Raw genomic sequence first — 14,018 nt, 5'->3', positions numbered from 1 at the left:
CTCCACCTGCGACAACGGTGCCTGGCCGCAGGTACGAGGCAACTGTCAGCCAGATGACCTGCCAGACAACGGCGCGGCCCTACCCGGGGCCGTGGCGGTTCGCGCGGTTCTTGTCCCAGATGGCGTAGAGGATGAGCAGGAAGGCGAAGAGCCGCACCACGTAGATGTAGTAGCGCCGCTCGTCATCCGCGTCCAGCAGCGCCGCCACCACCGAGTTGCCCGCCAGCATCGTGAAGGCCAGCGCGAAGAAGGCGAAGAGCCGGTCCTTCGACTGGACCCAGAAGCGCAGGAAGAACAGCGCGCTCGCCAGCCACGCCATCGCCACCGCACCGTTGAGCATGGGTTTGAGCATCACGGCACCTCAGGACGCGTCCCAGATGAGGCCATAGAGCAGGACAGAGGCACTGGACAACGTGGCGATGGCACGCGGCATGTACAGGTCGATGGTGGCGGGCAGCAGCACCAGGTCCACGAAGAGGAGCACGTTGCTGACCACCAGGCCCACGAAGCACAGCCCACTCCACAGGAGCAGCCGCATGCCCGTGCGCTTGTAGGCCCGGAGCAGCAGCACCGCGCACGCCACGCTCGTCAACGCACACAGGATGTAGACTGCTTCAGCCATGGCCGTCCTTGTCCTTCTTCAGGATGAATGCCTCGGCAAAGCCCCGCACCTTGTCCAGCGGCCTCGAGAAGATGAAGGAGATGACGCTGACGCGCTTCGCGCCGTACACCGCCGCCAGCTCCGTCACCGCCTGCACATCCTCCGACGACTCAGGACTGTAGCGATACGACGGAGGTGAGGCACCATCGCTCACCAGCATGCGTCGGTTCGTCAGGTCCTCCAGCCTGGAGGCGGCGGAAGCATCTGTAATGCGCAGTTCCAGACTCACCGCCGATGCCGTCCACTCCCTGTCCGCGTGCGCACGAAGCAGGAGGAGCACCTCCAGCTTCTCCAGGGAGTCGATGTGCGTCGAGATGAAGCGCTGGACCCGCTGTGGGATTCCGGCGTCACTCACACGGCCACCTTGCCCATGTTATTTTGTGCGTCAACCATTTCTCGACCGGTGATGTTCAGCGCGCGGGCCGAGGAGGATTGCCCGCCTGGCTGCTCTCCTCTGCTCGCAAGGAGCCCTCCTCGCGCTCCTGTCCGGGGCTCCCGGTGCTCAAGCCCGGAAGGTTCCGCAGCACCTCGATGAGCCGAGTGAGCGGGCCAGTGTCTTCACCCTGTGCCTCCAGTGTAGCGATGTGCTCCGTGAGCGGCAGGGGGAGCCAGTCGTGGCGAGCGGCGGCTCGGAGCGCCGTCACGTCCAAGAGGCCCAGCACCATGGTCTCCGGGCGTCCATGCATGCGAGGCAGCCGCTCACTGGAAGCGAGCACCGAACCGCGCTGGCCGCCCACGTTCCACTCTACGGGGGACGCCTGGAACACCTCACCGCGCGCGGCGCGCATCAGCGGCAGGTCTTCATCCGCGAGCAGCCGGCCATCCGCGCCGCGGAAGCATGCGTCCGCATGCAGCGCGCGCGCCTCGCGGTAGGCCAGGCAGCCCCCGCCAGCCCTTGCGCCGCCCGGTTGGCCAGCAGGGTGTGGCCGCTTCCCGGCTCCACCAACGCCAGCGGCATGGGGAGCGCGGCAAGCGCCGCCTCCAGCCAGCGCTGCTGGTTTCGGTTGGTTTCTGAACGAAGCCGCTCGGCCTCCACGCGCCGCTGCGCCTCCAACAACTCCCGCGCGTGCTCGCGCTGCTGGGCCTCGCGCAGCGCCTCCGCCTGCCGCCGCACCAGCTCCGTCTTGCGGTGCAGTTCCACGAAGACGCTCACCTTGGAGCGCAGGATGGCCGGTTCGAAGGGCTTGAGCAGGAAGTCCACCGCGCCCATGGCATAGCCGCGCAGCTCCGGATGGGGCCCCCGCGACAGCCCGGTGAGGAAGATGAGGGGCGTGCCGCGGCTGCGCTCTCGTTCGCGGATGAGCTGGGCCGTCTCGAAGCCGTCCATGTCCGGCATGACGACGTCCAGGAGGATGACGGCGAAGTCCTGCGTCAGCAGGTGACGCAGCGCCTCGCGGCCGCTGCTCGCGGTGACCAGCCGCTGCCCCAGGGGCGCAAGCGTCGCCTCCAGCGCCAGCAGGTTCTCCGGCTGGTCATCCACCAGCAGCAGGCAGACGGGCTCCGCCGGAATCGCCGGCAGGCGCTCGCGCGTGGGCGCGCCGCTCAAGGCAGCACCTTGGAACGCGGCACATAGGCCAGCCGCGCGAGCCACCCTCCCACGGAACCCAACGTCAATTGCGCCATCTCTCCCTCCTCACCACCATCTCCGCCCGTCTGGAGCGTGCCCACCACGGCCACCCGGGCGCCTCTCGCATGGAGCACCTGCAAGCCCGCCCCCCATCCTCGTGCCCCGCGAAGAGCAGCCCCGCGGCCCTGGGGCCATGGCTGTCCGCCGCGGATTCGAAGAGCGCGTCCAGGCCGGGCCGCTGCCCATGCTCGGGCGGCTCCACGGACAGGGACACGCAGCCCCGGTCCACCAGCAAGTGGTAGCCCGCGGGCGCCGGTACACGGCGCCGGGCAGCAGCGGGTCCTTGTCGTCCGGCTCCACCACCGGCAGCGCGCAGCGGCGGCCCAGCGGCGCGGCCAGCGCGTCCAGAGGGCCCCGGTGCAGCGCCAACACCACCGGCACGGGCAGGTGCGGAGGCAACAGCGCCAGCACCGACTCCACGTCCGCCGCCGCGCAGCGCGGCGCCCCCACCACCAGCAGGCCCAAGGGATTCATGCCACCCTCCTGAAGATGCGACCGCAGTCCTCCAGCATCTCGTAGGCCCCCGCGTGCGGCGTGCGCGCCAGCGACTCCTTGCGCCCCAGGCACAGGAAGCCGAAGCGGGCGAGGCTCTCGAAGAGGCGGCCGTGGATGTGGTCGTGCAATGCGCGGTTGAAGGTCAGCAGCGTGTCCCGGCACACGATGACGTGGAACTCGTTGAACGAGCCATCCGTGGCCAGGTTGTGCTGGGTGAAGAAGATGCCGTCGCGCAGCCGGGGCTGGAGCAGCGCCCAGTTGCCGTCGCGCGTGTAGTAGTCGGAGAGCGCGCCCTTCCCGCCCGCCTCCAGGTAGCGCTGCGCGTCCTCCTGCGTGGGCAGCGGCAGCACGCCGGTGCGCGCGTCTGCCAGCAGCCCTTCACTCGCGTCGGACGCATACAGCCGGCACTTGCCCCACAGCCCTTCCTCGTGGAGGAGGATGGCCAGCGCGTACGTGTCCTCGCCGGTGCCACAGCCCGCGTGCCACACGCGCACGGAGGGCCAGGTGCGAAGCACCGGCACCACCCGGGTGCGGAAGTCGCGGAAGAAGACGGCCTCCGCGAACAGGGCGGGCGGTGTGCAGGACAGCGTGCGCAGCAACGCGTCCAGCGCCTCGGCGTCGTGCAGCACGCGGGCCTGGAGCGCGGAGAAGCTGTCCAGCCGCTCCTCGCGGAGGTGGTGCCGCAGCCGCCGCAAGAGCTGCGGCCGGGAGCGGTTGCGCAGGTCGAAGCCCCATTGCCGGGCCACGCCCTCCAGCAACAGGTCCACCTCCAGCGCCTCCAGCTCCGCGCCGCGCGCGCCGGGCCCCGTCATCCGGAGACCTCCGTGCGCGAACCGCGCGGCGGCATGCCCCGCGGCGCGTGCAGCCACACGCGCAGCAGGCTGAGCAGCTTCTCGATGTCCACCGGCTTGGTGATGTAGTCGGACGCACCGGCCTCCAGGCACTTCTCCCGGTCACCCTTCATGGCCTTGGCGGTGAGGGCCAGGATGGGCAGATGGACGAAGCGCTCCATGCGGCGGATGGCGCGCATGGCCTGGTAGCCGTCCATCTCCGGCATCATCACGTCCATCAGCACCAGCTCGATGTCGGCGTCCTTCTCCAGCTGGTCCAGGCCCTCGCGCGCGCTCTCCGCGAAGGCCACCTTCATGCCGTAGCGCTCCAGCACGGTGTTGAGGGCGAAGATGTTGCGCACGTCGTCGTCCACGACCAGCACCTTGCGGTTCACCAGCAAGGGGTCCTTCTCGCGCGCCTTCTCCAGCATGCGGCGCTTGGGCTCGGTCAGCTCCGAGGGCGAGCGGTGGAGGAACAGGCTCGTCTCCTCCAGGAGCCGCTCCGGGCTCTGCGCGTCCTTCACCACGATGGCCTCGGCCACCCGCCGCAGCTCCGTCTCCTGGGCGCGCGTCAGCTCGCGGCCCGTGTAGACGATGAGCGGCGGCCCGCCCGCGCCGTGCGCCTCATGGATGCGGCGGATGAGCTCCGTGCCGGGCATGTCCGGCAATCCCAGGTCCAGCACCATGCAGTCGAAGCGGCGCTCGGCCAGCGCGGCCAGGGCCTCCGCCGCGGTCCCCACCGCCACCGTCTGCACGTCATCACTGCCCAGGAGCTCCGTCAGCGTCTGGCGGTGGACGGGGTCGTCCTCCACCACGAGCAGCCCGCGGCCCTTGCGCTCCACGAAGCGCTTGAGGGACTCCAGCGCGGCCACCGCCGCCTCCGGGTCCGCCGCCGCGCGCAGGTGGCCAATGGCGCCCAGGTTGAGCGAGCGCTCGCGGTGGTCCTCCACCGACACCGTGTACACCGGCAGCGCGCGAGTGGACGCGTCGTGCTTCAGCCGGTCCAGCACCACCCAGCCCGCCATCTCCGGCAGGTCCAGGTCCACCGCCACGGCCGCTGGCCGCGTGTTGCGGACGGCGTCCAGCGCGTCCTCCACCTCGGTGGACACCAGCACCTTGAAGCCCGTGCCCTGCGCCGCGGCACGCAGGCGCGCGGCATGGTCCGCCAGGTGCGTCACGGCCAGCAGCACCTTGTCTCCAGGCAGGATGGAGCTCCGGTCATCATCGATGTCCATCCGGCTCAGCGAAGACACCCGCGACTCGGAGACTGGCTCCGCGAGGGGCACGGGAAGCACCGTGGTGGCCAGCGGGTGGTAGTCCCAGCGCGCATGCTCCTCCTGCGGACGCTCCGCCATGAAGGCCAGCGGCAGGTAGAGGGTGAAGGCGCTGCCCCTGCCCACGTCGCTCTCCAGCCGGATTTCGCCGCCGAGCAGTCGCGCGATTTCACGGCTGATGGACAGGCCCAGGCCGGTGCCCCCGTACTTGCGGGCGGTGGAGCCATCCGCCTGCTGGAAGGCCTCGAAGATGATTTGATGCTTGTCCTTCGGGATGCCGATGCCCGTGTCCACCACGGTGAAGGCGACCACCGAGGGCGCGGAGGACAACATGGCGTGGTCCGGAGACCAGCCGCCCTTCGCCAGCCCGATGTGCAGCGACACCGAGCCCGCCTCGGTGAACTTGAAGGCGTTGGACAGCAGGTTCTTGAGCACCTGTTGCAGGCGCTTCGCATCCGTCTCCAGCTCGCCGGGCAGCGAATCCCCCAGGCCGATGTGGAACTCCAGCCCCTTCTTGTCCGCCACCTGCCGGAAGGTGCGGTCCACGAACTCGCGCAGGTCGCCGAAGCGCAGCGGTCCCACGTCCACGGCCATGGTGCCGGATTCAATCTTCGACAGGTCGAGGATGTCGTTGATGAGCTCCAGCAGGTCCGCGCCGGATGCGTGAATCGTCTTGGCGAACTCCACCTGCCGCGACGTGAGGTTGCCATCCACGTTGTCGCTGAGCGTCTGGCTGAGGATGAGCAACGAGTTGAGCGGCGTCCGCAGCTCGTGGCTCATGTTGGCCAGGAACTCGGACTTGTACTTGGACGTGAGGCTGAGCTGTTCGGCCTTCTCCTCCAGGGCGAGCTTGGCCTGCTCCACCTCGCCATTCTTGCGCTCCACCTCCGTCTTCTGCTCGGAGAGCAGCTTCGCCTTCTCCTGGAGCTCCTCGTTGGTGCTGCGCAGCTCCTCCTGCTGACGCTTGAGCAGCTCCTCCGACTGCTGGAGCGAAGTGGCCTGCTGCTCCAGGCGCTTGTTCGTCTCCGTCAGCTCCTCCTGCTGCTTGCGGAGCTCGTCCGTCAGCGCCTGCGACTGCTTCAGCAGCGCCTCGGTGCGCATGTTGGCGGCAATCGTGTTGAGCACGATGCCGATGGACTCCGTGAGCTGCTCCAGGAAGCCCATGTGGACCTCACTGAAGGTGTGGAAGGAGGCCAGCTCGATGACGGCTTTGACTTCCCCTTCGAAGAGCACCGGCAGCACCACGATGTTGCGTGGCACCTCCTCGCCCAGGCCGGACGCGATGCGGATGTAGCTGTCCGGCACGTCCGACAGGAGGATGGGCTCCTTCTCCAGGGCGCACTGGCCCACCAGTCCCTCGCCGTACTTGAAGGTGTTCGCCAGTCCCTTGCGCTGACGGTATGCGTAGGACGCCAGCAGCTTGAGCATCTGGTCGCCGCCGTCCGCGCGCTCGGAGATGTAGAAGACGCCGTGCTGGGCATCCACCAGCGGCGCCAGCTCCGACAGGATGACCTTGGACACCGTGAGCAAATCCCGCTGCCCCTGGAGGACGCGGGTGAACTTGGCCAGGTTCGTCTTGAGCCAGTCCTGCTCCGTGTTCTTCCGCGTGGTGTCCTTCAGGTTGCGGATCATCTCGTTGATATTGTCCTTCAGGGCGGCCACTTCGCCCTGGGCGGACACAGTGATGAACCGCGTGAGGTCACCCTTCGTCACGGCGGTGGCCACCTCGGCGATGGCGCGCACCTGCGTGGTGAGGTTGGCGGCCAGCTGGTTCACGTTGTCCGTGAGGTCGCGCCAGATGCCCGCCGTCCCGGGCACGCGGGCCTGACCGCCCAGCTTCCCTTCGATGCCCACCTCACGGGCCACCGTCGTCACCTGGTCGGCGAACACCGCCAGGGTGTCAATCATGCCGTTGATGGTGTCCGCCAGCTCCGCGATTTCGCCCTTCGCGTCCACCACCAGCTTGCGCTTCAGGTCGCCGTTGGCCACCGACGTCACGACCTTCGCGATGCCGCGCACCTGCGTGGTGAGGTTGGAGGCCATGGAGTTCACGTTGTCCGTGAGGTCCTTCCACGTGCCGGCCACGCCCTTCACCTCGGCCTGTCCGCCCAGCTTGCCCTCCGTGCCCACCTCGCGCGCCACGCGCGTCACTTCCGACGCGAACGAGTTGAGCTGGTCCACCATCGTGTTGATGGTGTTCTTCAGCTCCAGGATTTCGCCCTGCACGTCGACGGTGATCTTCTTGGACAGGTCGCCCTTGGCGACGGCCGTCGTCACCTCGGCGATGTTGCGCACCTGCGACGTCAGGTTCGACGCCATGGAGTTCACGTTGTCCGTGAGGTCCTTCCACGTGCCGGCCACGCCCTTCACCACGGCCTGGCCGCCCAGCTTGCCCTCCGTCCCCACCTCGCGCGCCACACGCGTCACTTCCGAGGCGAACGAGTTGAGCTGATCCACCATCGTGTTGATGGTGTTCTTCAGCTCCAGGATTTCGCCGCGCACGTCCACGGTGATCTTCTTGGAGAGGTCACCGTTGGCCACGGCCGTGGTGACTTCCGCGATGTTGCGCACCTGCGACGTCAGGTTCGACGCCATCGAGTTCACGTTGTCGGTGAGGTCCTTCCACGTTCCACCGACACCGCGCACGATGGCCTGACCACCGAGCTTTCCTTCCGTCCCCACTTCGCGCGCCACGCGCGTCACTTCCGAGGCGAAGGACGACAGCTGGTCCACCATCGTGTTGATGGTGTTCTTCAGCTCCAGGATTTCGCCGCGCACGTCCACGGTGATCTTCTTGGAGAGGTCACCGCGCGCCACCGCCATCGTCACCTCGGCGATGTTTCGCACCTGGGACGTGAGGTTGGACGCCATGGAGTTCACGTTGTCGGTGAGGTCCTTCCACGTGCCACCGACGCCGCGCACGATGGCCTGACCACCGAGCTTTCCTTCCGTACCGACTTCCTTCGCGACGCGCGTCACTTCCGAGGCGAAGGACGACAACTGGTCCACCATCGTGTTGATGGTGTTCTTCAGCTCCAGCACCTCGCCCTTGGCGTCGACCGTAATCTTCTTGGAGAGGTCACCCTTGGCGACCGCCGTCGTCACCTCGGCGATGTTTCGCACCTGGGACGTGAGGTTGGACGCCATGGAGTTCACGTTGTCGGTGAGGTCCTTCCACGTGCCACCGACACCGCGCACGACGGCCTGTCCGCCCAGCTTGCCCTCCGTGCCCACCTCACGCGCCACGCGCGTCACTTCCGAAGCGAACGAGTTGAGCTGGTCCACCATCGTGTTGATGGTGTTCTTCAGCTCCAGGATTTCGCCCTGCACGTCGACGGTGATTTTCTTCGACAGGTCGCCGTTCGCCACGGCCGTCGTCACCTCGGCGATGTTGCGCACCTGGGACGTGAGGTTGGACGCCATGGAGTTCACGTTGTCCGTGAGATCCTTCCACACGCCGGCCACGCCCTTCACGTCGGCCTGACCGCCCAGCTTTCCGTCGGTGCCCACCTCGCGCGCCACGCGCGTCACTTCCGACGCGAACGAGTTGAGCTGGTCCACCATCGTGTTGATGGTGTTCTTCAGCTCCAACACCTCGCCCTTGGCATCAACCGTGATTTTCTTGGACAGGTCACCCTTGGCGACGGCCGTCGTCACCTCGGCGATGTTGCGCACCTGGGACGTGAGGTTGGAGGCCATGGAGTTCACGTTGTCCGTGAGGTCCTTCCACGTGCCGCCCACGCCCTTCACCACGGCTTGGCCGCCCAGCTTGCCTTCCGTGCCCACTTCACGCGCCACGCGCGTCACTTCCGAGGCGAAGGACGACAGCTGGTCCACCATCGTGTTGATGGTGTTCTTCAGCTCCAGGATTTCGCCGCGCACATCGACGGTGATTTTCTTCGACAGGTCACCGTTGGCCACGGCGGTGGTGACATCCGCGATGTTTCGCACCTGGGACGTCAGGTTCGACGCCATGGAGTTCACGTTGTCCGTGAGGTCCTTCCACGTGCCAGCCACGCCCTTCACTTCGGCCTGACCACCCAGCTTGCCTTCCGTGCCTACTTCACGCGCCACGCGCGTCACTTCCGAGGCGAACGAGTTGAGCTGGTCCACCATCGTGTTGATGGTGTTCTTCAGCTCCAACACCTCGCCCTTGGCGTCGACGGTAATCTTCTTCGACAGGTCGCCCTTGGCGACGGCCGTCGTCACCTCGGCGATGTTGCGCACCTGGGACGTCAGGTTCGACGCCATGGAGTTCACGTTGTCCGTGAGGTCCTTCCACGTGCCGGCCACGCCCTTCACTTCGGCCTGACCACCCAGCTTGCCCTCCGTGCCCACTTCACGCGCCACGCGCGTCACTTCCGAAGCGAAGGACGACAGCTGGTCCACCATCGTGTTGATGGTGTTCTTCAGCTCCAGGATTTCGCCGCGCACGTCGACGGTGATTTTCTTGGACAGGTCGCCCTTGGCGACGGCCGTCGTCACCTCGGCGATGCTGCGCACCTGCGCGGTGAGGTTGGAGGCCATGGAGTTCACGTTGTCCGTGAGGTCCTTCCACGTGCCGGCCACGCCCTTCACCTTGGCCTGACCGCCCAGCTTTCCGTCGGTGCCCACCTCGCGGGCCACGCGCGTCACCTCGGAAGCGAAGGCGCCAAGCTGCTCCACCATCCCGTTCACCAGCCGGGCGGTGCGGAGGAACTCGCCTCGGAGGGGACGTCCATCCACTTCCAGGGCCATGGTCTGCGACAGGTCACCCTTGGCCACCGCGCCGATGACGCGGCCCATCTCCGTCGTCGGTTGCACCAGGTCGGCGACCAGCGTGTTCACCGACTCGACGCAGTCGCCCCACGAGCCCAGCGCGCCCACCACGTCGCCGCGCTGGGTGATGCGGCCTTCCTTGCCCACCACGTTGCCGATGCGCTCGAACTCCCGGGCCATGCGCTCGCTGAGTTCGATGATTTCGTTCAGCGTGTCCGCCACCTTGCCGGCGCTGCCCACCTTGTCCACCGGCATGCGCACGGAGAAGTCGCCCTTGCGGACCGCGGTGAGGACCCGCAGCAACTGGCGCGAGTCGAGCGACTGCGAATCATCCTCCCGGATTCGCGATGGAGGGGGAGCCGCGACAGGTGCACGGCGGGAGGAAACCTTCTTCGTGGCCATATGAGTTCCTGGTCGGTCCCGGGACGGCGAAGCACGGGCTGCCGTCCTGCGGGAATCTCGCAGCTGGAGCGTGTTTTCTCGCGCTTTCGCACACTTGGACCAGTCCCCCCGGGACGCCCGGCTGGCCATCAGGCGACATTCCAGGAGGACTTCGTCCGGCAGCCAACACTGGCTCGGACGCGGCGCTACTCGGTGTGAAAGCCGGTGCGCTCGCTGACGGAGCGGGCAGGCTCAGTGCCGGACGCGGGGCGCGGGCGCGCGGACGCGCACCTGCATCTGCTCGTCTCCGGCCACGACGCTGCTGAGCACCTCGCGCTGCTCCGGTGACAGCCGGGCCACCGCGCGCAACGACGCCACCAGCACCAGGGACTCCAGCGGAGACGGCACGCTGATGCCATCCGGCCCCGTCTTCAAGGGCAACGGCAGGCGCGGCGCGCGCCCCGGCGGTGAGCGCGTCCACGGCATACGCAGGGGACGTGTCCAGCGTGACGGCAATCGCGGGCAGGCTGGTGGCGGCGTCACCCTGGCCGCACGCCTGCATCTCCATCAACATCTGCAGCGCGCCCGGCTTGAAGTACAGCGCCAGCCCCGCGCGCCCGTCCCCCATGTGGAAGACGCACCCCTCGAAGGTGTGGTTCATCGGCCCGGTGACGGCCACCTCGAAGGGCTGGCTGTCATCCCAATGCGTCCAGGGCCGCGCATCCCAGTACTCCGTCGACGCCTGCACGAAGAGCAGCGCCTTGTCCGAACCAAGCCCGGACAAGCCTCGCTGCCCCCACGCCACGAAGGTCGCGATGGCCGCGCAGGATGACAGCGCTTGCGGTGAAGGCTCCGCCACGGCGAGCCCCAGCTCCGCGCCCGCGGCGGCCAGCGCCGGCACGCAGCGCACCTCCGCCGCGTCCACCCCTTCCAGCAGGGCCCGCAGCCCCGCCCCGTCGTCCGATTCAAAGACGGGCGCGGCGGGCTCTCCGGAGTCGGAGATACGCAGATACACCTGGACCTGCGTGTTGCCCTGACTGAGTGGCACGGGGCCCAGCTTGAGCAGGTAGAACATGGGGCTCAGCCTTGCTTTCCGTCCAGGGCCTTGCGGACCTGTCGCATCAGCGCGTGGATGTCGAAGGGCTTCTGGAGAAACGGCATGCCAGGATACCGATGCCGCAGCGCGGACACGTCCACCGCGCTCATCCCCATGAGTGACACATCCTTGTAGGCCGGCTCAGCCCGGATGCGCTCGATGAGCGCCGGTCCGTCCAGGACGGGCATCATCCAGTCAGTGAGGACCAGGTCCGGCCGGAGCTCCGCCATCCGCTCCAGCGCCTCACGGCCGTGAGAGGCCGTCAGAACGCGGTAGCCCTCCTCTCGAAGGAGGTCCGCCAGGGCTTCCAGGATGCCCTGCTCGTCATCCACCACCAGGACCGTCTCCATACGGGTGGTACTACTCCTCGACGTTCGTTCAGAAATGGCCAGCGCCCGGATGCCGGGCAAGTCCCGTGAGCAGGGTATCCACAGCGACACTGAAGGGGGGCAGCACCTCGATTCCCTGGGGTGTGATGACGAACTCCCTCAGGGTGGGGTCATAGTGGGTGTCACGCATCTTGAAGATGCTCAGCAGCCTGCGCAGGCGGCCTTCGAGCTCGACATGTCTCAGGAAAAAGAGGTTCTCCGCCACAGCGGAAGGACCGACCTCCATCGGGACGTCCAGCACCGGACCGAAGAGCCGCGGTGTCTCCATGCCGAAGAGCGTGGTGGTCCCCGTGCAACGCAGCTCCTGGGTGAGGGCCGCGAAGAACGAATTGATGCGCGCGGGCTCGGGCGAGGCCTGTTGCATGGCGCTGAGCCCGTCCACGAACACGCGCTTCACGTTGCGCCGCCGCACGTCCGACAGGAGCTGGTCCGCCAGCACGTCGAGAATGCACTCGGAAGGCGGCTGCCAGATGAAGTTGAGCCGTCCGTCCGCCATGGCGCCGCCCAGGTCGATGCCCGTGGATGCCACCTTGCCCAACAGCCGGTTGGGCGGCTCATAGAAGCCCATGTACAGGCAGTGCTCGCCCTGCTTCAGGCCCTCCGCCAGAAAGCTGCTGCCCAGCAGCGTCTTGCCCGCGCCAGGCGGGCCGAGCAGCAGGGAGGTGGACCCCGCCGCCAGCCCCTCCGGGAAGAGCGCGTCCAGGGACGGAACGCCGAAGTGGAGGCGATGGGCGCCCGGGTCCGGCGGCGGCGTGCGCTGCACCCGCGACTCCAACCGGGGAAGACCTCCAACCCGTCGCTGGTGATGCGGAAGGCGTGGACGCCGTGCAGCGTGGGGCTCCCCCGGAACTTGCGCACTTGCAGCTCGCGCCAGGAGCGCACGCCCTGGGTGCGCTCGCGCAGCTCCAGGATGCCATCCACCATGGTGTATTCCGGATGGACGGCGGGACCGTTGGCGCTGGTGAGCAGCAGCGCCGTGAAGCGCGTCAGCCCGGCGGCGACCTGGAGCTCATGGATGAACTTCTTGAAGTCGCGGCTGCTGCCGGCCGCCTCCTGCGCCTGCACCAGGCCATCCAGCACCAGGATGCTGGCGTTGTGGTTGCGCACCTCGCGCCGCAAGAGCTCCAGCAACCCCGGCAGCCCGTGCTCCTCCAGCGTGCGGAAGCCACTGACGTAGTAGACGCCCTCGGGCAGCAGCGCCGAGTCGAAGAAGGCCATGTCCCGCATGTTGGCCAGCATGCGAGCGTGGGACTCCGCCAGCAGCGTGACATACAGGCAGCGCGCGCCGGCGCGTCCCTGGTGATAGCAGAGCTGGTTGGCGAAGAGGGTCTTCCCCGCGCCCGGCTCCCCCACGAAGATGTAGACACCCGACGACACGAGACCGCCGCCCAGCACGGCGTCAAGCCCAGGCACGCCAGTCGATACGCGTGCGTCCTGCCGTGCCGGTTGCTCGGAAGAGGACATGATGTCCGTTCCATACCGTAATTCGCCCCAGCGCGCGCCTCGGAATGTGAGAAGAGAACCGCGCGAGCCGTGAACAGCGAATGGGCCTCAGCGGTCTGCGTCCAGCAGGGCGCGCAGGTCGTCGGGAATGGGCATGGGCGTGAGGATGCCCACGTTCGCGCCACCGGTGTTTCCCAGCGGTGCCCGCCCGAGCCATGAGCCTGGCGCGGCGACCAGCAGCCGCACCACCTGCCCCACCCACTCCGCGGCGTTCCGCCGGCGCCACCCGAACCCCAGCATGCGCCAGTGCACCCGCACGTGAGGGCCCGCGTGGGCCTGGCTGAGGACGTGGGCCCGCTCGAGGTGCCGCCAGGCACGCACATGCTCCGCACGCGACTCCGCTTCATGGGCCTCGCGCAGCTCCGCTTCGAAAGCGGCGCGCAGCTTCGCCTTCATCGACATGGACGCTCCCCGGTCATGTCGCCACCTTCGCGCCACGAAGCCCCCGCCGGCTTGTAAGAACGCGCTATCGCGAAGGCGGGCGCACCCACTCCACCACGCCGGCAATCTCCGAAGGCTTGAGGCCGAAGGTGCGGCGGAAGGCGTGGTTCAGGTGCGCGCTGTCGGTGAAGCCCGCGGCGTGCGCGGCCTCGGTGAGGGACGCGCCTTGTTGCAGATGCTCGGCGGCCCGGTGCAGGCGCAGCCAGAGGATGTAGGGCCGCAAGGGGAAGCCCACCTGCGCGCTGAACAGATGCGACAGCCGGCCCACCGACAAGCCCACGCGCGGAGCGAGCGTGGCCAGACGCACGTCTTCCTCCAGCGCCTCTGGCAGCAGCCGCAGCAGCTTCTTCACCGCGGGGTGGGTGGGCTTCGCGACGCCCGCGTCGGCTTGGAGCTCACGCAGCAGGACCTGTGTCTGCGCCTCGGCCTCCGACCAGCGCACCGGCAACCGGCCGATGCCACAGGCCCTCAAACGTTCGCCCGCCGCGCCCCACGCGGCCGCGTCCGCGCCAATGCCCAGCGTCGCCAGCCGGCGACCCACGGTCCTCCGCGGGGACGTGGAG

14 protein-coding genes and 1 pseudogene are annotated in these 14,018 nt (G+C 68.0%); 1 reads left to right on the top strand and 14 read right to left on the bottom strand.

Features of this window, described 5'->3' with window-relative positions; genetic code table 11:
* Positions 1-79: 79 nt before the first annotated feature.
* From QEG98_RS04090 to QEG98_RS04050, 9 genes and pseudogenes are all read right to left on the bottom strand, one after another.
* Positions 80-352: a DUF5985 family protein gene (locus tag QEG98_RS04090; RefSeq protein ID WP_186817910.1), complete on the bottom strand. Its 273-nt coding sequence runs from the start codon at positions 350-352 to the stop codon at positions 80-82.
* Between the two features lie 9 nt (positions 353-361).
* Complete coding sequence (locus QEG98_RS04085; protein ID WP_011550845.1) at positions 362-622, bottom strand: DUF5985 family protein; 261 nt, start codon at positions 620-622, stop codon at positions 362-364.
* Entirely contained in the window at positions 615-1,016 is a 402-nt protein-coding gene (locus tag QEG98_RS04080) for a hypothetical protein (protein ID WP_316565816.1), read from the bottom strand. The genes QEG98_RS04085 and QEG98_RS04080 overlap by 8 nt, the downstream gene beginning before the upstream one ends.
* A 55-nt stretch (positions 1,017-1,071) precedes the next feature.
* Positions 1,072-1,449, bottom strand: a complete 378-nt coding sequence (locus QEG98_RS04075; RefSeq protein ID WP_316565815.1) for a hypothetical protein — start codon at positions 1,447-1,449, stop codon at positions 1,072-1,074.
* Entirely contained in the window at positions 1,449-2,207 is a 759-nt protein-coding gene (locus tag QEG98_RS04070; protein WP_316565814.1) for a two-component system response regulator, read from the bottom strand. The genes QEG98_RS04075 and QEG98_RS04070 overlap by 1 nt, the downstream gene beginning before the upstream one ends.
* 64 nt (positions 2,208-2,271) lie before the next feature.
* Positions 2,272-2,762, bottom strand: a pseudogene (locus QEG98_RS04065) (chemotaxis protein CheB).
* Positions 2,759-3,595, bottom strand: coding sequence for a CheR family methyltransferase (locus QEG98_RS04060; protein ID WP_090485927.1), 837 nt, complete (start codon positions 3,593-3,595; stop codon positions 2,759-2,761). Before QEG98_RS04060 ends, QEG98_RS04065 begins: the two are co-directional and overlap by 4 nt.
* Positions 3,592-10,047, bottom strand: coding sequence for a HAMP domain-containing protein (locus QEG98_RS04055; protein ID WP_316565813.1), 6,456 nt, complete (start codon positions 10,045-10,047; stop codon positions 3,592-3,594). Before QEG98_RS04055 ends, QEG98_RS04060 begins: the two co-directional genes overlap by 4 nt.
* A gap of 231 nt (positions 10,048-10,278) precedes the next feature.
* Positions 10,279-10,512 (bottom strand): hypothetical protein, encoded by a 234-nt coding sequence (locus QEG98_RS04050; protein ID WP_316565812.1) that lies wholly within the window; start codon positions 10,510-10,512, stop codon positions 10,279-10,281.
* A 20-nt stretch (positions 10,513-10,532) separates the two neighbouring features.
* Between QEG98_RS04050 and QEG98_RS04045 the strand changes: the two genes are divergently transcribed.
* The gene (locus QEG98_RS04045; protein WP_316565811.1) at positions 10,533-11,063 is read left to right on the top strand and encodes a hypothetical protein; all 531 of its coding nucleotides are present in this window, start codon (positions 10,533-10,535) and stop codon (positions 11,061-11,063) included.
* A gap of 43 nt (positions 11,064-11,106) precedes the next feature.
* On the opposite strand, the gene QEG98_RS04040 is transcribed toward QEG98_RS04045, so the two are convergent.
* The 5 genes from QEG98_RS04040 to QEG98_RS04020 all read right to left on the bottom strand — a co-directional run bounded on the left by QEG98_RS04040 (position 11,107) and on the right by QEG98_RS04020 (position 13,996).
* On the bottom strand, positions 11,107-11,472 hold the full coding sequence (locus QEG98_RS04040; protein ID WP_011550838.1) for a response regulator: 366 nt from the start codon (positions 11,470-11,472) through the stop codon (positions 11,107-11,109).
* A gap of 28 nt (positions 11,473-11,500) precedes the next feature.
* Complete coding sequence (locus QEG98_RS04035; RefSeq protein WP_316567821.1) at positions 11,501-12,166, bottom strand: RAD55 family ATPase; 666 nt, start codon at positions 12,164-12,166, stop codon at positions 11,501-11,503.
* Complete coding sequence (locus QEG98_RS04030) at positions 12,103-12,924, bottom strand: RAD55 family ATPase (protein WP_316565810.1); 822 nt, start codon at positions 12,922-12,924, stop codon at positions 12,103-12,105. The genes QEG98_RS04035 and QEG98_RS04030 overlap by 64 nt, the downstream gene beginning before the upstream one ends.
* Before the next feature lie 138 nt (positions 12,925-13,062).
* Positions 13,063-13,416: a DUF3703 domain-containing protein gene (locus tag QEG98_RS04025; protein WP_316565809.1), complete on the bottom strand. Its 354-nt coding sequence runs from the start codon at positions 13,414-13,416 to the stop codon at positions 13,063-13,065.
* A 64-nt stretch (positions 13,417-13,480) separates the two neighbouring features.
* Complete coding sequence (locus tag QEG98_RS04020; protein WP_316565808.1) at positions 13,481-13,996, bottom strand: AraC family transcriptional regulator; 516 nt, start codon at positions 13,994-13,996, stop codon at positions 13,481-13,483.
* Positions 13,997-14,018 lie beyond the last annotated feature (22 nt).

It is taken from the genome of Myxococcus sp. MxC21-1 (assembly GCF_032612255.1).
Classification (GTDB): Bacteria; Myxococcota; Myxococcia; order Myxococcales; family Myxococcaceae; genus Myxococcus; species Myxococcus virescens.
The sequence above is the reverse complement of the archived record's forward strand: the minus strand, read 5'-3'. Positions and strand labels throughout refer to the sequence as shown.

Coding starts and splice junctions, on each gene's coding strand:
- QEG98_RS04090 (WP_186817910.1), bottom strand. CDS start 352: ATGCTCAAACCCATGCTCAACGGTGCGGTGGCGATGGCGTGGCTGGCG.
- QEG98_RS04085 (WP_011550845.1), bottom strand. CDS start 622: ATGGCTGAAGCAGTCTACATCCTGTGTGCGTTGACGAGCGTGGCGTGC.
- QEG98_RS04075 (WP_316565815.1), bottom strand. CDS start 1,449: ATGCGCGCCGCGCGCGGTGAGGTGTTCCAGGCGTCCCCCGTAGAGTGG.
- QEG98_RS04060 (WP_090485927.1), bottom strand. CDS start 3,595: ATGACGGGGCCCGGCGCGCGCGGCGCGGAGCTGGAGGCGCTGGAGGTG.
- QEG98_RS04055 (WP_316565813.1), bottom strand. CDS start 10,047: ATGGCCACGAAGAAGGTTTCCTCCCGCCGTGCACCTGTCGCGGCTCCC.
- QEG98_RS04050 (WP_316565812.1), bottom strand. CDS start 10,512: ATGCCGTGGACGCGCTCACCGCCGGGGCGCGCGCCGCGCCTGCCGTTG.
- QEG98_RS04040 (WP_011550838.1), bottom strand. CDS start 11,472: ATGGAGACGGTCCTGGTGGTGGATGACGAGCAGGGCATCCTGGAAGCC.
- QEG98_RS04025 (WP_316565809.1), bottom strand. CDS start 13,416: ATGTCGATGAAGGCGAAGCTGCGCGCCGCTTTCGAAGCGGAGCTGCGC.